We start from the raw sequence: 21,039 nt of genomic DNA on the forward strand, positions 1-21,039 counted from the left end.
TAGCTAGATCTTAAACCCCCTCTTTTAAGCGATTAAGTTTACGGTTATCACCCATTACAATTAAAATATCGCCAGTTTCAATCTCTTTATCAGCAGCTGGTATCATGACAACACTTTCTTCATTCTTTTTAATAGCAATAATTTCACATTTATATTTTTCTTTTATTTTTAAGTTAGCTACTGTTTTACCTATAATTTGGCTACTCGCTACTATCTCAATAATACTGTGTTTATTACTTATTTCAATGTAATCAACGATTCTATCCGACGTAATGTGATGCGCAATTCTTCTGGCCATATCACGTTCAGGATGAATAATTTTATCTGCACCGATTTTTTCTAGTATTTTTTGATGGTATTCATTACGAGCTTTCACCCATACTTGTTTCATTCCCATCTCTTTTAATAACAGTGTTACTAATATGCTTGACTCCATATCATCACCGAAACTAATAATAGCACAATCAAAGTTACTGATACCAACTGCATTTAATGCTTGTTTATCCATTGCATCAAGTACAACACCTTGACTTGCAATGTCTTCGTACTTCTGTACTCTCTCACGATCCTTATCAATCGCCAAAACATTAACGCCTTCTTTAATCAACTCTTTACACATGCTACCACCAAATCTACCTAATCCCATGATGACAAACTCTTTTTTCTCAACTTTTACCATCTTAATTCCTTTCAAAACAATAGTTATTTTTAATGTACTATGGCTTTAAATACCTTTTCAAGCATTCAAATTGTTACTAGCTTACCATAAGATTAAAACAAAGGTAAAGAAACTATACATTTCTACTGTTTTTTATAGATATAACGTCTAAACGTATTAGTGCGTTTTAGTTTTAATCCATTGTTACTTGGCAATAGGAGTGACGAAATCTTCTTTCGAGAATCTTTAAAATGTATCCCTCTTAGCAATAGTAATAAAACATATTACTTTGACTCTGCCTTCTTATTATCCTTGCCTGCGAAATATCCAGCACACAGAAGAAAGATTATTCCTAAACCAATCCCAGTAACCATGGCGTATTCAAAAATATTATTCAATGCTAAACCTCCTGCAATTGATCCAACAAAGAACATAATAAACAGCACTGTATAGTTATTTTTCATATTGTTATCAACCTCCGTATTACTATTCTAACACGTTCAACCTTCAAGTTTATATACACCCGTTTTCGATAGATATCTTTTTTAAAAAAACAATCACCATTTATATGATGACTGTTCTTTTGCTACTTTTTATTCCATTGTGTTTCCTTTTGCAGGGATTGGATGATCCTTTAATAATTTCGCGAAATACAACGTGTTATATGCTAGCATACTAACATGACTCTTCACAAAGTCACTATCTTTTCCTCCAGCATCAATAAATGAAGGACCTGGTCCAGCTTCTCCTACCCAATAAGTATCTACATTCGGCGGGATCACAAAACCGATATGTGATAGTCCATATAAGACGGAAGAAGCAGCCTTTTTAGCGCCATCTTCATTTCCTGTTATAACTACGCCACCAACTTTATTATAGTAAATGGATTGTCCTTTCTCATTGGTTTCACTACTACTCGCATATAGCCGTTCAATTGCAAGCGTTGCTAAACTACTCTTTTCACCTAACCAAATAGGCGTTCCAATAAGTACAATATCTGCAGCCTTCACTTTTTCTAGGACAAGTGGCCATTCATCTCCATCACCCATGTCTTCACTCATACCGAATGGAATATGGTAATCGGCTAAACGAAGATTCTCCGTTTCACATTCTTCCTCACGATATATTTCCTCCACCTGTTGATAAAGCGCTTCTGTATTTGAAACTTCTTCTCTACCTTTTAAAGATGCATTCAAAAATAGAACGTTCAGTTTACTCATACTATCCCTTCTTTCTAACTTTTATATTTACATACCCTAATTCTAAACCGATAAATCTGAATGCTTTTAACTATCTACAGAAATTATGCTAAACTAACTATTATAAAAACGTTTACTTCAAGCATAAGAAGGAGTCTTTTCATGATAAATCTTGTTGGTGAAAAAGTAGTTTTAAAAGAAGCAACACAAGTGGATATTGATCGACTATATTACTGGCGATATGAAGAAGAAGAACAAGCCGCTAAGAAATGGAATGGACCCTATATTCCAGAAACACATCTTTCAAAAGACGAGTACAAATTAAGTTGGAAAAAAAATAATACGTTATACCCTAATGTTCCAACTACTTTGGTTATTTTGATAGATGATAAACTGATCGGTACAGTTGGTGCTTATTGGATCGATAAAAACACCAACTGGTTGGAAACTGGAATTGTTATCTACGACAAAAATTATTGGAATGGCGGTTATGGTTACGAAGCATATAAGCTATGGATAGATTTCCTTTTTAAATCAACAACTTTACATCGTTTAGGTATGTCAACTTGGTCAGGAAACCTTAGAATGATGAAGGTTGCAGAAAAAGTTGGGATGCAAGTAGAAGCAAGAATTAGAAATGCACGATTCGTAAATGACACCTATTATGATGCAATTAAAATGGGTATTTTACGTCAGGAATGGGATGAACTATCTCTCGAATAATTACTCAGATTATCCAGGTAATACTTTAACAGGTGAAAAGGTTATTTATTAAGACGTGTCGAAATGATTACATAACAACTATACGACGTTTATACACTATCAGAATCAGGTATGCTTAGTATATGTAGACTATAGGAGGTATGAAAAATGGAACGTATTATTTTTGTTGAAACAGGAACAGGTATGGATACACACGGGCAAGATATAACGAAAGCATCTATAAGAGCCGTTCAAAATGCCATTCATTATAATTCAATGCCTGGAATAAAGCATTACTTACCTGATCAGTCATTAGATAACATGGTGGTGAATGTTAAATTAGCTGTACCTGCAGATTCACACCTTGTTGATATGGAAAAAGTTATTGCAGAAATCCCTTATGGATCTGTTACTATCGAGATCATTGATGGTGGGATGGCGATCTCTAGTGGCATTGTTTTAGAAGAACAAGCTGACAAGAATGATTTAATGTATATCGTTATTGCAGCCGTAGAAGTAGGCTACTAAAAAGGAATCAAAATAGGAGGACTAATGATGACTTATATACCTGCAAGTGATCGATATGAAAACATGCCGTACCATCGGGTTGGAAATTCCGGTTTAAAACTACCCGCTATCTCGCTTGGCCTTTGGAACAACTTTGGTGGTGAAGATGCCATTGAAAACCAGCGCAAAATGTTGCAACGAGCTTTCGATTTAGGAATTACACATTTTGACTTGGCAAATAATTATGGACCTCCTCCAGGCTCCGCAGAAGAAAACTTTGGAACTATTTTCAATAAGGATTTTAAAAATTACCGAGATGAACTGATCATATCCACTAAGGCTGGTTTTAAAATGTGGGACGGTCCTTATGGTGATTGGGGATCAAAAAAATATCTTGTTTCTAGTTTAGACCAAAGTTTAAAGCGTTTACAGTTAGACTATGTTGATATTTTTTATCATCATCGTCCAGATACAGAGACTCCTTTAGAAGAAACAATGGCTGCACTTGATTTAATTGTTCGCCAAGGTAAAGCACTTTATGTTGGAATTTCAAACTATTCAGCCGAGCAAACTGATAAGGCAGTGAAGATCCTACAAGAACAAGGAACGCCTTTTATTATTCATCAAGCAGCTTATTCAATGTTTAACCGTTCTGTCGAAGATGGGTTAACCACTGTATTGGAAAAGGCAGGTATTGGTTGTATTGCCTTTGTTCCTTTAGCACAAGGTTTACTAACAGATAAATATATAAATGGCATTCCTAATGATTCACGCGTAGCAAAATCTCACATTCCATTCCTAAATGAAAAGGATGTTTCAGAAGATGTGTTAATCAAAGTCAAACAACTAAATGAGGTTGCGAAAGAACGTGGACAATCATTAGCACAAATGGCCTTAACATGGGTCTTACAAGAAAAAGCGGTCGTCTCTGCTCTTATTGGTGCAAGTCGTGTCAGTCAAATTGAAGAGAATGTAAAAGCATTAGAATATGCTGACTTCACTGAAAATGAATTAGCAACCATTAATTCCATCTTAAAATGATAATAAGAAACACCGTTAGGATTATCATTCCTAACGGTGTTTTCTTTTTGATACAAATCTAAAATACAGCTATTCAAAAGTTAATAACTGTACGTTCGCACTTAAAAATAAGCGCTAATCATTTGCTGTTATGAGTTTGGCGTCTGTTCATTATAAAACCTGACACTATTTAAAAAAGTTATTTGTTACTGAACATCCATAGATTCTGTGGTAACCGCCATGCTGATTTCCACTTCAGGCAGTCGCTTTCCGCGCGAGTCAACTGCCTTGCGCTACAATCAATTGCTAACTTGTATTTTAATTACAAATAACAACCATTTAATATGATTTTTAATAAGCGGATTAAACTAGCGGATCAAGCGAAATGGGTGACACTCCTGCAGGAACAGCGCGATCTGAAGATCCACTTCGGAAAGCGCCTTTTGCTTAACGAAGTTAGCTGAAGACGTGCCTGCGGAAAGGGAGCCCATTTCGCTTGAGGAGCGGGGCATACACTTGTTATATAGCCATTGATATGAAGAGTGTTACCACAGAGTTTACCTCAAGTTTGTCAAATGAAACGCAGTTATTTTCTATGGAAGCGTTAGCCTTTGTTTTGTTATAAATATTGATTTAAACTTAATCTACTAAGTAATACGCTCTTTATTTACTATATTTGAGAGGAGTTCACATGATGATACGATTAGAATATTTTACAGAAGACGACTTTGAACAATTGATAGAATGGAATAATGGAACCTCACCTGCTTTTTTACTTCAATGGGCTGGTCCGACATTTATATTTCCGCTTTCAAAAAGTCAATTAAGCACCTATCTTGAAGATAGTAACCAGCAAGATGCTACGAAACTTGTTTATAAAGTAATAGATGTGCAAAGCGGCAGAACAATTGGTCACATTTCTTTAGGCAATATAGATTATAGAAATAAAAGTGCACGAATTGGCAAAGTCCTAGTCGGCGATACAAGTATGCGAGGGAAAGGGACAGGGGAATTGATGATTAAAGCAATCGTCAAAATAGGTTTTGAAGACTTACATTTACATAGACTTAGCTTAGGTGTATTTGATTTTAATATTGGCGCAATCAACTGCTATAAAAAGGCCGGATTCCTTATTGATGGATTACTCAGAGACTATCGAAAGATGAATGATCAATATTGGAGTCTCTATGAGATGAGTATACTTGAGACTGAATGGCAACGTGATTAAAAGCCAAAAAACTTCCGTCTGTTAAAACAGACGGAAGTTTTTTATTTACTCTACAATAAATTTACTCACACTTTGTTGTAATTTTTCACTCATTTATGATGGATACGAAACAATAAATTCCGCTTGTCCTTCTAATCGATAGTGATCAACTGTTGCTGGAATAATAAAGTTTTCACCCTTGTTTATTGTAAATACGTTTCCTTTAACAGTAATTTCCGCTTGTCCTTTTACAACACTTATTTGCAGAAAATCGACAACACGTTCTTTTTCAACTACACCATCTAAATTCCAATGGTACACAGTGAAATATGTTTCTTTTACTAAACGTTTGGCAGTTAAGCCAGCATCTATTTCTTCTAGTTGGTCAACATTTGGAGTCTCATGCGGAACAGTTGTCACGTCTGTTGCGGCATTTAAATGTAGCTCCCGCGTATTACCTTGTGCATCTGTGCGATTATAGTCATAAACGCGATATGTAATGTCAGAGCTCTGCTGTGTTTCTAATATGACAATACCTTTACCTATTGCATGAATGGTTCCACTTGGAACGTAAACAAAATCGCCTTCTTTGACAGGCACCCTTCGTAATAAGTTATCCCACTCTCCATCTGCTATCATTTGTTTCAATTCATCATGTGTGTTTGCATGATGTCCAAATATAATTTGAGCATCATCATCTGCTGACAGCACATACCAACATTCTGTCTTTCCATATGGCTGATTTTCCACTTCTCTCGCATATTTATCATCAGGATGTACTTGGACAGATAAATCATCATTGGCATCAAGAATTTTAATTAATAATGGAAAGGCCTCATCGTTCGTTGTTTTTCTATTAAATAAATCGCCATGTTGTTCCCAGGCCTCTTTTAAAGACTCTCCTTTTAAGGCACCGTTCTTTATTATACTCGGGCCATTTGGATGCGCGGATATAACCCAAGCTTCACCAGTATGTTCAAATGGAATCTCATAATTAAATTCAGTTTGTAACTTTTGTCCGCCCCAAATCCGTTCTTGAAAGACAGGCGTTAAGAAAATAGGTTCTTGATACATTACTTTATACACTCCTTTTAATAGGCTGTTTTCTGAAAAAATATTTTTGGATAAAATGGATAAACATAATGAAAAACACATATTACTTTTCTTCTTTATATCATATCAAACTATTTCCTATTTGCGTATGTAACAAATGAATTTGTTCAACAATTGTTATCCACAATTTTATACACAAATTCTATTATAATCGTTTATCAACAGTACTTAACAGGTTAATAACAGGTTATCCACGTATTTTATCTACATGTTTTTTTGTTTATTTGCTATTTGGTATCGGAATAAATGTTCGCCACTAAATATAGAAAGTTATCCTCAGCTTTATACACAGGCTGTGCATAACTTTCTATATTTGACCATTTCATGTGTAAAACTTCTTATTTTCTATCGTTTATCCACTTATAAACCTGTGTATAAGTAAAAAAAGAGTAGCATTCTTATCTGCTACTCTTGCTCCGTTAATTTTATCGTTACTTGATTTTTTTCTTTGCCTCTGTAATATGTCACGACCATTTCGTCTCCTGGTTCTTTTACTTGATACAAATGCTTTCTCAAATCAATAATATTACCAATTTCCTGATCATCTAAAGCAATGATAACGTCGTAAGGTTCCAAACCAGCTTCTGCAGCTGGTGACATCGGTTCTATTCGTTGTAAATAGATACCACTCTCTACGTCATTAGGTAGATTTAAGCTACGTTGCCATTCAACCTGTGCTACATCTCCTAAAGAATAAGCTTCTACTCCTAGAAACGCTCGTCTCATTTGACCTTCTGTTTCTAATTCATTTATAACTGGTACAGCAGCATCAATAGGTATAGCAAAACCGATTCCTTCTACTGCCGATTGGGCAATTTTCATCGAATTAATACCAATTAAGTGGCCATTCACATTAAGTAGCGCTCCTCCACTATTACCAGGGTTTATCGCTGCATCCGTTTGAATAACCTCTGTTTGCCAATCGGCTCGTCCATCTCCATCAAAGTCCTGAGGAATTGCTCGTTGCTTACCGCTAATAACACCTTGTGTGACTGAACCGGATAAATTTAAACCTAATGGATTCCCAATTGCAATAGCAGGTTCACCGACTTTTACTTCATCTGAATTACCAATCTCAATTACATGATTAACTGCTTCACCATCCATCTCTAAAACGGCTAAATCAGTAAAAAGATCGGTCCCTTTTAACTCCGCTGCTAAACGCGTTCCATCTGATAAAATAACTTCAATTTGATCAGCACCTTCTATCACATGATGATTTGTAACGACAAATGCTCGATTATCCGCTTTTTTATAGATGACACCTGAACCGGTCCCAGCTTCACTTGATTCCTGATCCCAAAAGGTTGCTTCTGATTGGATATTTTCTATCCCAACTACTGCTGGACTAACGTCTGCAACAATACCTGTGATTTGTGTTGTGACATCTAAGCTTAACGATTGAAGATTATTATTCAGATCGGCTGTTTCACCATTATTAACAGTTAGTTGATCCTCGCTGATAACGATTTGATAAGGTAAAATATCGTACCGTACTAAACTAGGTAAGGCAACCGCAAATAAGAACATCCCGAGTAACAAACCGATTATGCCAGGTAAAACCCATCTGTTTCGCTTTTTTTCAGTTGTTCTTTGATCCTGTTCATTCATTTCTTTCTCATCATCATGGTAATAGACCATCATGACCTTCCTCTCTATGATTTCATTTCTTACCGATAGTTTGTGTTGATAAGCTTTATTTTAAACTACTTTATAGAGAGAAGTTGGTGTTGTTGGGTCTGTATCATAAATATCAATACCATTTCCAATTGAAAATCCAGATTCTCGTAACTGATTTTCAACTGACATACGTGCTAGTTCCTTCATATTATTATCTTTACTTAAATGAGCCAAGTAAATTCTTTTCGTATTATCGCCAATAATATCCTCAAGCGCTAAAGCACAGTCTTCATTTGAAACGTGTCCTGTATCACCTAAAATACGACGTTTCACGCTCCAAGGATAACGTCCCATTTGTAACATCGAGACATCATGATTTGCTTCAAATATAAGAGCATCAGAGTTTTCAACTGTTTTCTTAATACGTTCCGAAACGTAACCAAGATCTGTTACGAGTGAAACCTTTTTTCCTTCATGGTGAAACGTATAAAACATTGGCTCTGCAGCATCATGCGAGACACCAAATGATTCCACATCAATATCTGCAAATGTTTTGGTTTCCTCCATGTTAAAAAGAAACTTTTGATCAAGTGTAATCTTACCTATCGATCCTTCCATTGCTTTCCACGTTTTTTCGTTTGCATAAATTGGCAAGTTATACTTACGCGCTACGATACCTAAACCTTTAATATGATCACTATGCTCATGTGTCACTAATATCTTTGTTAGTTTATTCAGATCAATTGAAGACTCTAAAAATAACCGCTCAATTTGTTTTCCACTTAACCCTGCGTCAACTAAAATATTTTCTTTATCTGTCCCTATATAAAAGGCATTGCCCGAGCTACCTGAAGCTAATACCGTAAATCGTAATGTCATTCTTCTTCCACCCCAATAATTGCATTAGATATCTCCAATAAATTTAGTTCTATTTCTTCAATTAGTTCTGTTTCTTCTCCCTCATCTTCTGCTTGAATAAATTGAAAATCACTTGTACTGGCAGTTTGAATTACATCTTGAAATGATGCAACCGTTGTTTTAATAAAATCATCATTTTGGGGATAGGCAAGTCCCGCTATTGCATTTATAAAATAGTGTTCAGCTTGGTCAACTGTCACATTCCAAGTTGGGTTCAATATTTGCAGTCCATTTGGTAAGGATGTCACGTTATGATAACCAAGCGCAACATCTGTCACGGTATCTCCTTGTTCTAGAGAGCCAGCATTATGAAATAGCCTTGAAACTGCGTCAATTTCAGTAATTAAATCTTTTGCTTCTTCCTGCTCTTCATCTTGTTCTAACTTTGTTTGTACATACTGTATCATTTCGTCATCATCATTTAATTGAATGAATAACAATGCATTCTGATTATAATATATTGGTTGTTCCATTGTTTGAAAAAAAAGTAAGCTGTTTGACTTTTCATCCTTACCCCAATACGTATATTCGCCACTATTTAAAATCAAACTATTTAATGATTCCATATTCACTCCAGAATCCTCATCTATTGAAATAGGAATGGGCTCATCAAATTGTCCAAATAGATAAATTTCATCAACAATCACATTATTTTGGTTCGAATATTGTTCGAGCCGTATACTATCCTCAGCAGAGTATGATTGATTGACTGCATATATTAGCGGTGCTTCTATTGTTTCTTCAGATAAATCATCTAGACCATTAATATTCAGTTGCAATTGTTCTTCCTTTGTAGACTCTGTTATGAAAGACACGTCTTCTTGCTTGTCAATTAATTGTTTTATGAGAAAAACATCTAAAACTAGAAAGCAGACTATAAATAGTGATTTAATTTGTCCCCATTGCACTATTATCGCCTCCTAACAACTCACCAGGTATCTCTAATTCTTCCCAACCACTAATTCCTTCTACATACCAAGTTGGAATTAATTTATACGCCTGAGTCTCACTTCCAGATTCCTGTTCTATTTGATATCCTACAGCTACGTCATAAACGGTTTTATCACTATACGTATTTCCATTCAAAATTTCTAAAACACTAGTCGTATCTAAAAATGCTGTTGGCACTAGTCCTGTTTCAAGTCTATCAACTAATTGAACAATCGGATGACTGTATATAGAAGGGTCCTGGTTATGCCAATTGATTGAAATGGTTGCTAATGATCCCATTTCATAAATTGGGTACCCTAGATAAGCCAAATTATATTCTACTAAATTGGTGTTTGCTGATGTTAATAATTCAGATAAGAAAAATTGAAATGGCTCTGTAGACGTAAAACCATTGTGTTTATTTATAAATTGATGTACTTGATCAAATAATTGATATTGCGTAACCGATTCTTCTAATACTTGAGTATCATTTAATGGATTAGAGAAGCTAATACTATATCCATCTTCTATCGTCATTTCACTGATACCATCTGTATAGATTTCTCTATTGTTATTCTTGTAATTTCTAACTGATGATGGTGTATTAAACAACAAATTACGAAAAGGTTCACTATCCAGAGTTTTATATGAAAAGTACTCTATCGCTAATGAAATCTCACTTGGTAAATAAATCGCGAGTTCATTTGCATTTTCCAACACTTCATAACGAATGCTTTCATTATCATTTTCATAATCAATTAGAAATTCAATCGTTTGATTTGAATTTTGAAATTTTGCACCTATTGCCGTTCCAGTAGAAGTTTTCACAAAAACAATTTGATTATCTTCTTGGTTACTTGATAGCGTTATATAGACGCGATCAAATGTACTATCTGGAATATTCACCTCATTGTCAATAGAGAACAGATCAACAATAACATCCGTTGGGAGTTCTGTTGGGAAAATAATCTCTACTTGATTTTGATTATTCTCTAATTGATTCATAGGATTAGACATTACTTCGAAATTATATAATGACAAATTTAAAATTTGATTATAAAGATCATTTTCATTGTTTTTATCGGCTAGACCTACTGCTTGTCCTTCTAATTTATAAATAATTTGTGAGGGGCGTACCACATCTTTTTTAGTTAATTGTTCGCCATCTAATTGTGCTTCAATTACACTATCTTCGGTATCGCCCTCATCCTCATCAATATTCGGTTGATAATTCCAAGTCGCTAACGTTAATAATAAACTAGCAGCAATTAGAAATATTAATATAAATGATTTAATGCTCTCTAGATTCATTTCTTAGCACCACGCTTTCGGGTTATGAGTGGCAATGTAAAGAGAATAGTTGTACCTTTTCCTTCCATACTTTCAGCCCAAATTTGACCGTGGTGTGAGACAATTATATCCTTAGCAATTGCAAGCCCAAGTCCCGTTCCACCAACTTCTCTAGATCTTCCTTTATCAGCACGGTAAAAACGGTCAAATATTTTATCCAATTTTTCACGTGCAATTCCAGGTCCTTGATCAGCGATACTCACTCTGATTCGTTGCTTATCCTTAACAACCCGAAAGTGAATCGTTCCGTCTACTGCCGAATATTTAATAGCATTTGAAATAATATTATCGATAACTTGAATAATTTTATCTTTATCCATCCATAGAAACAGGCTGTCTTTAGGAATATACCGATTAATCGTAACAGACTCTTCCTTATTCATCTCAAATCGATCGAGGACATGATGGAAAAACGGAACAACATTTACGCGTTCTTTGTGCATTGTCTGTTCTTTATGATCCATCTTCGATAATTGCAATAAGTCGTTAACTAATCGAATCATCCGTTCTGTTTCATTTTGCGTGACCTCCAAAAATTGTGGTGCTATTTCTTTATCTTCCCAAGCGCCGTCAGTTAACGCTTCTAAATAACTACGCATTGTCGTAAGTGGTGTGCGCAATTCATGGGATACGTTAGAAACAAATTCACGACGCTCTTTTTCTTCTTTTTCCTGTTCGGTTACGTCACTAATAACTGTAATTAACCCTGTGAAATTTTCACTTTCATCTTGCACGACAGAAAAGTTAGCCTTAATTAAAAACAATTGATCATCATCACTAAAATCAATTGTAAGCGAACCCGCTTCTTGAAAATCCATTAAATCGATGGCTTTATCCTCAAGCTGAAGGACATCAATAATAGATTCTCCTTTAATTTCTTCAAACGTTTTCGCAAGTAACAAGGAAGCAGGTTCATTCATTAGCGTTACTTGTCCGTTCTCATTTGTAGCAAGCACACCATCAGACATATTTGAAAGGACTGAACTTAATTTTTGACGTTCTTCTTCTGTTGTGTGATTTGCTAATCTTATTTTTTCATTCATGTCATTAAATGTTATGGCAAGTTGCCCAATCTCATCTGTACCGTATACATTTACCTTCTGCGAGAAGTCACCTCGGGACATAATAGTTGCTTGTCTTCGCATTTCTGTTATCGGTTTTGTAATAGCTCGCGCTACTAATATTCCTACTATTGTTGATACAAATATCGCTATTAAAGTTCCATTTAAGAAAATACCATTAATATTTTCAACTTGAGCAAATACTTCTTCCATTGAAGCTTCTAAATAAATGGCACCTAGTGGTTCATTATTGTCATAAAGTGGTACGATACGAATTAATCGCCGTTCACCTGTCTGTTGATCACGCTGCATTTCTCTTGTAGAATTATCATAGATAATAGCGGTTCGAACATTACTATTACCTGTTAGTTTACCGATATCTTCTTCTTGTGTATTTGTACCAATTATTCGATATTGCCTATCCATAACTTGTAACTGGGAATATGCATCGCTTCTACCATATAATTGTACGATTTCCCTTACATCAGCCTCAAGTGTTGGACCAGTACCATCTTCTGGTCTTTCTTTAACTAGAGCCTTTACCAAGTTATCACTTAGGACTTCTAAGCGTTCATCAATATTTTCCTCGAAATTTGCTCTTAAATCCGTTTCCAATCTCTGAGCAAAATAAGATCCTATTACCTGCATAGCAAGTAATAGCAACAAGATCATAATGATAATAATTTTCCACTGCATCGATTGAAAGATATTAACCTTTTTCATGAAAATTACTCCTGCTCAGGGTTTCGTAAATAATAACCAACACCTCTTCTAGTTACAATCCAAAGTGGTGTGCTTGGTGTCTCTTCAATCTTTTCACGCAATCTTCTAACCGTAACATCAACCGTTCGTACATCACCATAATAATCATAGCCCCATACCGTTTCTAATAAGTGTTCACGTGTCATCACTTGACCAATATGGCGTGCTAAATAATGTAATAATTCAAACTCTCGATGCGTTAGTTCCACGTATGTGCCATTTCTCGTAACTGTATAGGCATCTGGATGGATAACTAATGTTCCGATTTGAATATCTTTATTCACTCTTTGGTTGTCAACTGGAACTTGCTGACGTCGTAAATTTGCTTTAACCCTAGCAATAACCTCTCTATTACTAAATGGCTTCGTCACATAATCATCCGCCCCTAATTCCAAACCTAACACTTTATCGATTTCAGAATCTTTAGCTGTTAACATGATAACTGGCATACTATGTCTTTTCCTAATCTCACGGCATACTTCATTACCATCACGATTAGGTAACATTATATCTAATAATAAAAGATCTGGATTTTCCTGATCTGTTAATCGAACTGCTTCATCACCATCATAAGCGCATATAACGGTATATCCTTCTTTTTCTAAATTAAATTTTAATATATCTGCAATTGGCTTCTCATCATCTACAACTAATATCTTTTGACTCATTTTAGGTAAAGCCTCCTTTTACAAACTTACTCACTATCATTTTAGCGTACTTTAGCTTAAATGTCTTTTCTTTAACAATGGAAATATAATTAAAACCCTTGAAGCATTTTTGCAACAAGGGTTTAGCTCTTTATTAAATTGATACAGCATTTATCTCCACTTTAAAATATACTTGCTGGATCAATTCTATTACCGTCTTTATATACTTCAATGTGTAAATGAATACCTGTTGAGTTACCTGTTGTACCCATAACACCAATCTGTTCGCCTTGTGTAACTGTTTCTCCAGAGCTTACACTAATAGAAGCTAGGTGTGCATAAACTGTTTTATAACCATTATTATGATTAATAATAACTTTGTTACCGTAACCACCACTATCCCAGCCTGCTGATTCTACTGTTCCATTATCAGCCGCTATTATTGCTCTATTACTAGGACCAGCAATATCTATGCCTTTATGATAAGAACCCCATCTTTCTCCCATATAACTAGAAATGTACCCGCCAACAGTTGGCCAAATAAAATTACCTGACCCTCTAGATGATTCCACTTTCGTACCTTCTACTATAATTTCTTTTGTCGGTTCTTTCGTTACTTCTTCGTTAATAACTTCTTTAGACACAACACTTCCATTACTAATCTCAATTGCATATTGTACTTCTTTCTTACCATCTTGTCCTTCTTGCTTTACTTCTTTCTCGCCTTTATATAAATCGTCGGATTGTTCAACTTCTTTTTCGTATGCGATTTCTTCTTCTACTAATTCCTCTTTTGTCACTACTACATTAACAAATGGCGCATATTCTGTTACATTCAATTCTTGTCCAATTTGTAATACTGCATCCTCTGACAAGGTTTCATTTAAAGCTATTAATTTCTCTGTAGTTAAGTCATATTGACCTGCAATAGAGCCCAGTACATCACCTTCTTCTACCGTGTGTACTTTATCTTGTAATGTACCTTTTTCTAGCAACTCAATACCTTGATCAACAGTAATAACTACATCTTCATTAACTTTCTCTTCTTGATAGGTAACCTCTTCTGATAGTTCTACTTCTAAAATAGCGGAATCACCAACTGACAACGGCATTTGTTCATCATCTGAATCTTTATCAGCATTCTCTAGATTCTCTAATATTTCTTTATCTACATATTTCTCTTTATATTGCTGTAAGGTTTTCTCAGCCTCTTCTTTGTTTTTAAAATAACCGGCTATTTTATCACCAATTTGAAGACCATATGCATTCACTTGAATTGCAATATCTTCTTCAATCTTTGTTAATACCTCTTCGTTAGAGGCATCTGGATTAAATACACGTTCTGGAACGTAGGAGATTTCTTGTTTCGTGACGTAAGCATATGTATCATTTGCCTCTTCACGCGCAGTGATTAATTCATCTATATACGAAGTAATAACGTCTTTGCTGTCTGTTGTACCAATGTGTTCTCCGTCCATATAGACGTGGTAGACCGTAGATAGTCCATCGTCAGCAGCATATGCAATATTACTTGTTAATGCAATACCCAACACAGTTATTAATGCAGTTTTTTTAAATATACTAAGTTTGCTAGATTTCACATTGCTTCTCATCATTCTAGTCCTCCTACGATTCCTTGGTCTCTCTATCAACTCTATTAAATTGAGACCTTCTATAGGCTACCACAGAAGCATTCTATAATTAAACCCTTTTAAAGGTTTTGTAATATAACTGTATAATTGTAACCATTTAAACCCTGTTAACTGTTAATTTAGACAATAATCTTCTTGTATTCTTTAAAAAGGTGAGAAAATTAACATAATTTGTATGTTTTATTACAATTATGTTATGAGATTGTATCTAACATGATTAAACCTTGCTAAACCATATAAAAACCTACCAAAATAATTCTTTGGTAGGTTCTTATTTTAACTATATACACTTCTTACTTCGTTGGTTTGCATCCGATCTGGACCAACTGAGAAAATAGATAAAGGAATTTGTGTGAGTTGTGAAATCCGTTCCAAATAATGACGTGCATTCTCTGGAAGTTCATGTAAACTTTTTACTCCAGTGATATCTTCATCCCAACCAGGCATTTCTTCATAAATTGGTTCGCAATCAGCTAATATTTTAAGACTAGCTGGAAATTCCTCCATTACCGTTCCTTTATACCGATAGGCGGTACAAATTTTTAATGTTTTAATACCAGTTAGAACATCAATTGAGTTTAATGATAAATCGGTAATACCACTGACACGGCGAGCATGACGAACAACGACACTATCAAACCAACCAACACGACGAGGACGTCCAGTTGTCGTACCATATTCATTTCCGATTTCACGTATTCTATCGCCCGTTTCGTCATGTAACTCTGTTGGGAAAGGACCATCTCCTACTCTTGTCGTATATGCTTTGGATACGCCAACTACATGATTAATTTTTGATGGGCCTACACCAGACCCAATTGTTACCCCACCAGCAATAGGATTGGAGGAAGTTACAAAGGGATATGTACCCTGATCAATATCCAACATAACACCTTGTGCACCTTCAAATAAAACACGACGTCCTTGATCAAGCGCATCATTTAAAACAACAGATGTGTCAGCAACATATTTTGCGATTTCTTGTCCATATTGATAATACTCTTCTAGAATGTCTTCTACATGCATTTCTTCTATTTCATATACTTTTGAAAATAAGCGATTTTTTTCTGCTAAATTTTGTTCTAATTTTTCACGGAAAGCTTCTTTATCTAAAAGATCTACGATACGAATACCAACCCGTGCTGCCTTATCCATATAAGCAGGACCAATACCTTTTTTCGTTGTACCTATTTTGTTAACACCTTTTTCTTCTTCTTGTAATGTATCTAATTTTAAATGATACGGTAAAATTACGTGTGCACGATTACTAATTCGTAAGTTATCCGTGCTAACACCCTTATCATGTAAATACTTTAATTCCTCTACAATTGCTTTCGGGTCAATCACCATACCATTACCAAGTACACATACTTTCTCCTCAAAAAATATCCCAGAAGGAATTAAGTGTAATTTATATGTTACTCCGTCAAACTTAATTGTATGTCCTGCATTATTCCCACCTTGATATCGCGCGACCACTTCTGCATTTTGAGACAGGAAATCAGTAATCTTACCTTTACCTTCGTCTCCCCATTGTGTTCCTACTACTACTACTGATGACATATTCGGCACCTCCGCCAGTTGTATTTTATCAAATTATTTATTTTTTATTCCACACACTTGTTACATAATTTTAAGATAAACACGCCAAAGTTAGTGTACCAATCTAACATGCTCCTGTCAATCGATTAGGCGAACGTTTTCTTTGTTTTCAAATAATTCGTTCGACTTTTTTATTTTCGGATTTCCCAGGAAATAAAAAAAGAGAGCCAAGCATTTTATCTGCTTGTCTCTTTCTATTAATCTATTATTATCACGCTGGTGGTATATCTGATTCATCATATCGATGATCTAAGTCAACAAATTTATTATATTCTTTTACAAATGCAAGTTCTACTGTCCCAACCGGGCCATTACGTTGTTTAGAAATAATAATTTCGATAATATTTTGTTTTTCTGATTCTTGATCATAATAATCATCACGATAGAGGAAGCCAACAATATCTGCGTCTTGCTCAATACTTCCTGATTCACGCAGGTCTGACATCATTGGTCGTTTATCTTGTCTTTGCTCCACTCCACGAGAAAGCTGAGAAAGTGCGACTAACGGGACATTTAATTCCCTTGCTAAACCTTTTAATGACCTGGATATTTCCGATACTTCTTGTTGACGGTTTTCTTTTGCATTGCTTGCACTACCTTGAATAAGCTGCATGTAATCTATTAAAATCATACCAAGACCATGTTCTTGCTTTAATCGTCTACATTTAGACCTGATTTCGTTAACACGAATTCCTGGCGTATCATCAATAAAAATACCAGCATTAGATAGACTACCCATTGCCATTGTTAGCTTACCCCAGTCTTCTGGCTCTAAGCTTCCTGTACGAAGACGTTGCGCATCAATGTTACCTTCCGCACAAAGCATACGGTTTACAAGTTGTTCTGCACCCATCTCTAAACTAAAGATCGCCACGTTCTCATCTGTTTTAATCGCTACATTTTGCGCAATATTTAAAGCAAATGCCGTCTTACCTACAGATGGTCGTGCAGCAACAATGATTAAATCATTCCGTTGGAAACCAGAGGTGATTTTATCTAAATCTCTAAAACCAGTTGGTACTCCTGTTACATCTGCATCATTATGGTGTAGTTGTTCGATATTATCATACACATCTATTAAAACATCTTTAATATTCTTAAATGCACTAGCATTTTTTCGATTGGAAACCTCTAAAATATTCTTTTCAGCTTCACTTAATACTTCTTCTACTTCATCTTCTTTTGAAAAACCGTCTGTAACAATATCAGTTGCCGTTCGAATTAAACGACGTAGGAGTGCTTTTTCTTCAACAATCTTATTATAATAACCAATGTTTGCTGCGGTTGGAACTGCACTGGCTAGATCACTTAAATAAGAGACACCACCGATTTCATCTAACAATTTTGCATTTGATAATGCTGTCGTGACCGTTACTAAGTCAATTGGCTCTCCTTTATCAGTCAGTTGCATCATCACTTGAAAAATCCGCTGGTGGCTAGCACGATAAAAATCTGAAGGTATTAGTAACTCTGTAGCAGAAGAGATTGCCTCTGGTTCTAAAAATATAGCACCTAATATTGCTTGTTCCGCTTCAATATTATGTGGTGGTGTTCGTTGTTCATTCCATTCCTCACTCATGCAATTCCCCCCTTTAAGAATCAAATAGACAAAGGAATGGGAGGAATAAATCCTCCCATTCCTTTTTTCCAATTAAATTAACTGTATCTTTTATACTTCTGTTACGTGTACTTTAATTATACCGGTTACTTCCGGATGTAATTTTACAGGTACATTTGTTACCCCTAAAGAACGGATGGGATTATCTAGCTCAATTTTTCTTTTATCCATTTTAATATTATGTGTTTTCTTTAATTCCTCAGCAATTTGTTTACTTGTTATGGAACCAAATAAATTGCCATGATCTCCTGATTTTGCTGTTAACTCAACTTGCATGTTTGCTAATTTTTCTTTCAGTTTTTCTGCATCATCAACTTCTGCTTGTTCTAGATTTTTTTCTTTATTTTGCTTAGCCTCTAATCCTTTTAAATTGCCTGGGGTTGCTTCTATCGCCACATTGTTTTTCAAAAGATAGTTACGTGCATAACCATCAGAGACATCTTTAACTTCCCCTTTTTTGCCTTTTCCTTTTACGTCTTTTTGAAAGATTACTTTCATTCTTGTTCTCCTCCTTCAATAGATTGATCTATAATCTCTTTTAATTGCTCATAAGCGTCTTCTATAGAGGCATCATCTAATTGTGTTGCTGCATTTGTCAAATGACCGCCACCATTCATCTTTTCCATGATTACTTGGACATTAATTTCACCTAGTGATCTAGCACTAATACCAATACGTCCATCCTTTCGTTCAGATATGACAAAGGAAGCAACAATACCTGTCATTGTTAAAAGGGTGTCAGCAGCTTGTGCAATAATAACTGGTCCAAATAACTTTCCAGGTGTGCCTAATGATATAGCAATATTATTTTTATATATGGTTGTACTTTCAATTAAATGGCTCCGTTGAATATAAATATCCAAATCTTCTTTCATGAAGCGTTGGACTAGTACGGTATCTGCACCCTTAGACCGCAAATAAGAAGCAGCATCAAAAGTACGAGAACCAGTTCGTAATGTGAAACTTTTGGTATCAACAATAATTCCTGCTAAAAGTGCTGTAGATTCAAGCATGTTTAACTTCAATGTGTTTGGTTGATATTCCAATAATTCAGTTACCAATTCTGCAGTTGAGGAGGCATATGGCTCCATATATACAAGAGTTGGATGATCAATAAATTCCTCTGCACGGCGATGGTGATCAATGACAACGACATATTCTGTTTTACTTAACAACTTCTCTTCTGCAACAAGTGAAGGTTTATGTGTATCCACAACTACCAACAGCGTGTTCTTTGTAACAATGTCAAGTGACTCATCCGGTGATACAAAGTGAGACCACAATGCATCTTCTTCTTTTATCTGTTCCATCAACCGCTGAACGCCTGTATCTATATCGTTTTCATCAACTACAATAAACGCATCAACATCACTGGCTTGCGCAATTTTTAAAATACCAATTGCAGCACCTATCGAATCCATATCAGGTGCTTTATGTCCCATTATTAATACTTGATCGCTTTCTTGGACTAATTCTTTTAATGCGTGTGAAATAACACGTGCTCTCACTCTTGTTCGTTTTTCCATTGGGTTTGTTTTCCCACCGTAAAAGCGAACTTTACCTGATTCATCTTTAATGACGACCTGATCGCCACCTCTTCCTAATGCAAGATCTAAACTAGACTGAGCTAGGATCCCTAATGAAGGTAATGAACCGCCACCTAATCCTACACCAATACTTAAGGTAAGTGGAACATTCTTGTTATCAGAGATTAATTCTCTTACTTCATCTAGAATTTCAAATTTTGATTTTTCTAGTTCATCCAAAATTTGATGATTCATTACAGCCAAAAAACGTTCCTGTGATATCCGTTTTAGATAAATCCCATAATCCATCGACCACTCATTTAAAATCGATGTCACACGGGAGTTAATTTGACTTTTTGCTGTGTCATCCATAGCTTGCGTTATCTCTTCATAGTTGTCTAAAAATATGACACCTAGAACAGTTTGTTCATTATGATATAAATTTTGAATCTCAGTTTGTTTCGTTCGATCAAAGAAGTATAATAATCGTTCTTCTTTTTTGACTGCGACTTGAAAATCATACGTTTCAATCGGGACCCAAATGTCTTCTTTTTCTTCTTTAACCTTAGTCAATAAATCTGAAGATAACTGACTCAACGGTTGCCCTACAAATGATTCTTCATTAGTAAATCTATTCATATATGGATTTGTCCATTCGATTTTATAATCTTCACTATATAGAACAATTCCAATCGGCATTTCAAGTAGTGCTTCTTGCCCTACTTTCTTTACTCGATGAGATAAAGTAGTAATGTATTCTTCTGTCTCATTTAACAAGTTTCTTTCCGATCGAATACTATAATATAAAGATCCAATTAATATAAATGTCATAAATATTCCTAACATCCATTGGAAAAACCAAATAAATCCCAATAAGAGAAATGATAGTCCATATATAACCCATATATGATTGCTTAATGTTGGCTTCTTAAATAAATCAGACATAT

At 35.1% G+C, this 21,039-nt stretch carries 19 protein-coding genes; 4 read left to right on the forward strand and 15 right to left on the reverse strand.

What is annotated here, in order from left to right:
* Positions 1-10 precede the first annotated feature (10 nt).
* The 3 genes from DM447_RS18005 to DM447_RS18015 all read right to left on the reverse strand — a co-directional run bounded on the left by DM447_RS18005 (position 11) and on the right by DM447_RS18015 (position 1,878).
* Positions 11-679 (reverse strand): potassium channel family protein, encoded by a 669-nt coding sequence (locus DM447_RS18005; RefSeq protein ID WP_112182559.1) that lies wholly within the window; start codon positions 677-679, stop codon positions 11-13.
* A 263-nt stretch (positions 680-942) separates the two neighbouring features.
* Positions 943-1,122, reverse strand: a complete 180-nt coding sequence (locus DM447_RS18010; RefSeq protein WP_112182560.1) for a hypothetical protein — start codon at positions 1,120-1,122, stop codon at positions 943-945.
* Positions 1,123-1,251: 129 nt separating this feature from the next.
* The gene (locus tag DM447_RS18015; protein WP_112182561.1) at positions 1,252-1,878 is read right to left on the reverse strand and encodes a flavodoxin family protein; all 627 of its coding nucleotides are present in this window, start codon (positions 1,876-1,878) and stop codon (positions 1,252-1,254) included.
* A gap of 141 nt (positions 1,879-2,019) precedes the next feature.
* Here DM447_RS18015 and DM447_RS18020 point away from each other — a divergent pair, with 141 nt between their 5' ends.
* From DM447_RS18020 to DM447_RS18035, 4 genes are all read left to right on the forward strand, one after another.
* Positions 2,020-2,580 (forward strand): GNAT family N-acetyltransferase, encoded by a 561-nt coding sequence (locus DM447_RS18020; protein ID WP_112182562.1) that lies wholly within the window; start codon positions 2,020-2,022, stop codon positions 2,578-2,580.
* A 147-nt stretch (positions 2,581-2,727) separates the two neighbouring features.
* Positions 2,728-3,087, forward strand: coding sequence for a Lin0512 family protein (locus tag DM447_RS18025; RefSeq protein WP_112182563.1), 360 nt, complete (start codon positions 2,728-2,730; stop codon positions 3,085-3,087).
* Positions 3,088-3,114: 27 nt separating this feature from the next.
* Positions 3,115-4,107, forward strand: coding sequence for an L-glyceraldehyde 3-phosphate reductase (mgrA, locus tag DM447_RS18030; protein WP_112182564.1), 993 nt, complete (start codon positions 3,115-3,117; stop codon positions 4,105-4,107).
* Positions 4,108-4,780: 673 nt separating this feature from the next.
* The gene (locus tag DM447_RS18035) at positions 4,781-5,314 is read left to right on the forward strand and encodes a GNAT family N-acetyltransferase (RefSeq protein ID WP_112182565.1); all 534 of its coding nucleotides are present in this window, start codon (positions 4,781-4,783) and stop codon (positions 5,312-5,314) included.
* A gap of 93 nt (positions 5,315-5,407) precedes the next feature.
* Here the strand turns inward: DM447_RS18035 and manA are convergent, their stop codons facing one another.
* The 12 genes from manA to DM447_RS18095 form a co-directional block, all read right to left on the reverse strand.
* Positions 5,408-6,367: a mannose-6-phosphate isomerase, class I gene (manA, locus tag DM447_RS18040; protein WP_112182566.1), complete on the reverse strand. Its 960-nt coding sequence runs from the start codon at positions 6,365-6,367 to the stop codon at positions 5,408-5,410.
* Positions 6,368-6,811: 444 nt separating this feature from the next.
* Entirely contained in the window at positions 6,812-8,047 is a 1,236-nt protein-coding gene (locus DM447_RS18045) for a S1C family serine protease (protein ID WP_112182796.1), read from the reverse strand.
* Between the two features lie 60 nt (positions 8,048-8,107).
* On the reverse strand, positions 8,108-8,905 hold the full coding sequence (locus DM447_RS18050) for an MBL fold metallo-hydrolase (protein WP_112182567.1): 798 nt from the start codon (positions 8,903-8,905) through the stop codon (positions 8,108-8,110).
* Positions 8,902-9,852 carry a two-component system regulatory protein YycI gene (locus DM447_RS18055; protein WP_157967321.1) on the reverse strand — a complete coding sequence of 317 codons (951 nt, stop codon included), beginning with the start codon at positions 9,850-9,852 and terminating at the stop codon, positions 8,902-8,904. Before DM447_RS18055 ends, DM447_RS18050 begins: the two co-directional genes overlap by 4 nt.
* The gene (locus tag DM447_RS18060) at positions 9,833-11,185 is read right to left on the reverse strand and encodes a YycH family regulatory protein (protein ID WP_112182569.1); all 1,353 of its coding nucleotides are present in this window, start codon (positions 11,183-11,185) and stop codon (positions 9,833-9,835) included. The genes DM447_RS18055 and DM447_RS18060 overlap by 20 nt, the downstream gene beginning before the upstream one ends.
* Positions 11,182-13,008, reverse strand: a complete 1,827-nt coding sequence (gene walK, locus DM447_RS18065) for a cell wall metabolism sensor histidine kinase WalK (protein ID WP_112182570.1) — start codon at positions 13,006-13,008, stop codon at positions 11,182-11,184. The genes DM447_RS18060 and walK overlap by 4 nt, the downstream gene beginning before the upstream one ends.
* Before the next feature lie 5 nt (positions 13,009-13,013).
* Positions 13,014-13,715, reverse strand: a complete 702-nt coding sequence (yycF, locus tag DM447_RS18070; RefSeq protein ID WP_112182571.1) for a response regulator YycF — start codon at positions 13,713-13,715, stop codon at positions 13,014-13,016.
* Positions 13,716-13,876: 161 nt separating this feature from the next.
* Positions 13,877-15,310 (reverse strand): M23 family metallopeptidase, encoded by a 1,434-nt coding sequence (locus tag DM447_RS18075; protein ID WP_112182572.1) that lies wholly within the window; start codon positions 15,308-15,310, stop codon positions 13,877-13,879.
* 312 nt (positions 15,311-15,622) lie between these two features.
* A complete protein-coding gene (locus DM447_RS18080) occupies positions 15,623-16,909 on the reverse strand; it encodes an adenylosuccinate synthase (protein WP_112182573.1) in 1,287 nt (428 codons plus the stop codon).
* 250 nt (positions 16,910-17,159) lie between these two features.
* On the reverse strand, positions 17,160-18,527 hold the full coding sequence (dnaB, locus tag DM447_RS18085; protein WP_112182574.1) for a replicative DNA helicase: 1,368 nt from the start codon (positions 18,525-18,527) through the stop codon (positions 17,160-17,162).
* A 90-nt stretch (positions 18,528-18,617) separates the two neighbouring features.
* Complete coding sequence (rplI, locus tag DM447_RS18090; RefSeq protein WP_112182575.1) at positions 18,618-19,064, reverse strand: 50S ribosomal protein L9; 447 nt, start codon at positions 19,062-19,064, stop codon at positions 18,618-18,620.
* The gene (locus tag DM447_RS18095) at positions 19,061-21,037 is read right to left on the reverse strand and encodes a DHH family phosphoesterase (protein ID WP_112182576.1); all 1,977 of its coding nucleotides are present in this window, start codon (positions 21,035-21,037) and stop codon (positions 19,061-19,063) included. The genes rplI and DM447_RS18095 overlap by 4 nt, the downstream gene beginning before the upstream one ends.
* Positions 21,038-21,039 lie beyond the last annotated feature (2 nt).

Source organism: Paraliobacillus zengyii (assembly GCF_003268595.1).
Classification (GTDB): domain Bacteria; phylum Bacillota; class Bacilli; order Bacillales; family Amphibacillaceae; genus Paraliobacillus_A; species Paraliobacillus_A zengyii.

Coding starts and splice junctions, on each gene's coding strand:
- DM447_RS18005 (WP_112182559.1), bottom strand. CDS start 679: ATGGTAAAAGTTGAGAAAAAAGAGTTTGTCATCATGGGATTAGGTAGA.
- DM447_RS18010 (WP_112182560.1), bottom strand. CDS start 1,122: ATGAAAAATAACTATACAGTGCTGTTTATTATGTTCTTTGTTGGATCA.
- DM447_RS18015 (WP_112182561.1), bottom strand. CDS start 1,878: ATGAGTAAACTGAACGTTCTATTTTTGAATGCATCTTTAAAAGGTAGA.
- DM447_RS18020 (WP_112182562.1), top strand. CDS start 2,020: ATGATAAATCTTGTTGGTGAAAAAGTAGTTTTAAAAGAAGCAACACAA.
- DM447_RS18025 (WP_112182563.1), top strand. CDS start 2,728: ATGGAACGTATTATTTTTGTTGAAACAGGAACAGGTATGGATACACAC.
- mgrA (WP_112182564.1), top strand. CDS start 3,115: ATGACTTATATACCTGCAAGTGATCGATATGAAAACATGCCGTACCAT.
- DM447_RS18035 (WP_112182565.1), top strand. CDS start 4,781: ATGATACGATTAGAATATTTTACAGAAGACGACTTTGAACAATTGATA.
- manA (WP_112182566.1), bottom strand. CDS start 6,367: ATGTATCAAGAACCTATTTTCTTAACGCCTGTCTTTCAAGAACGGATT.
- DM447_RS18045 (WP_112182796.1), bottom strand. CDS start 8,047: ATGGTCTATTACCATGATGATGAGAAAGAAATGAATGAACAGGATCAA.
- DM447_RS18050 (WP_112182567.1), bottom strand. CDS start 8,905: ATGACATTACGATTTACGGTATTAGCTTCAGGTAGCTCGGGCAATGCC.
- DM447_RS18060 (WP_112182569.1), bottom strand. CDS start 11,185: ATGAATCTAGAGAGCATTAAATCATTTATATTAATATTTCTAATTGCT.
- walK (WP_112182570.1), bottom strand. CDS start 13,008: ATGAAAAAGGTTAATATCTTTCAATCGATGCAGTGGAAAATTATTATC.
- yycF (WP_112182571.1), bottom strand. CDS start 13,715: ATGAGTCAAAAGATATTAGTTGTAGATGATGAGAAGCCAATTGCAGAT.
- DM447_RS18075 (WP_112182572.1), bottom strand. CDS start 15,310: ATGATGAGAAGCAATGTGAAATCTAGCAAACTTAGTATATTTAAAAAA.
- DM447_RS18080 (WP_112182573.1), bottom strand. CDS start 16,909: ATGTCATCAGTAGTAGTAGTAGGAACACAATGGGGAGACGAAGGTAAA.
- dnaB (WP_112182574.1), bottom strand. CDS start 18,527: ATGAGTGAGGAATGGAATGAACAACGAACACCACCACATAATATTGAA.
- rplI (WP_112182575.1), bottom strand. CDS start 19,064: ATGAAAGTAATCTTTCAAAAAGACGTAAAAGGAAAAGGCAAAAAAGGG.
- DM447_RS18095 (WP_112182576.1), bottom strand. CDS start 21,037: ATGTCTGATTTATTTAAGAAGCCAACATTAAGCAATCATATATGGGTT.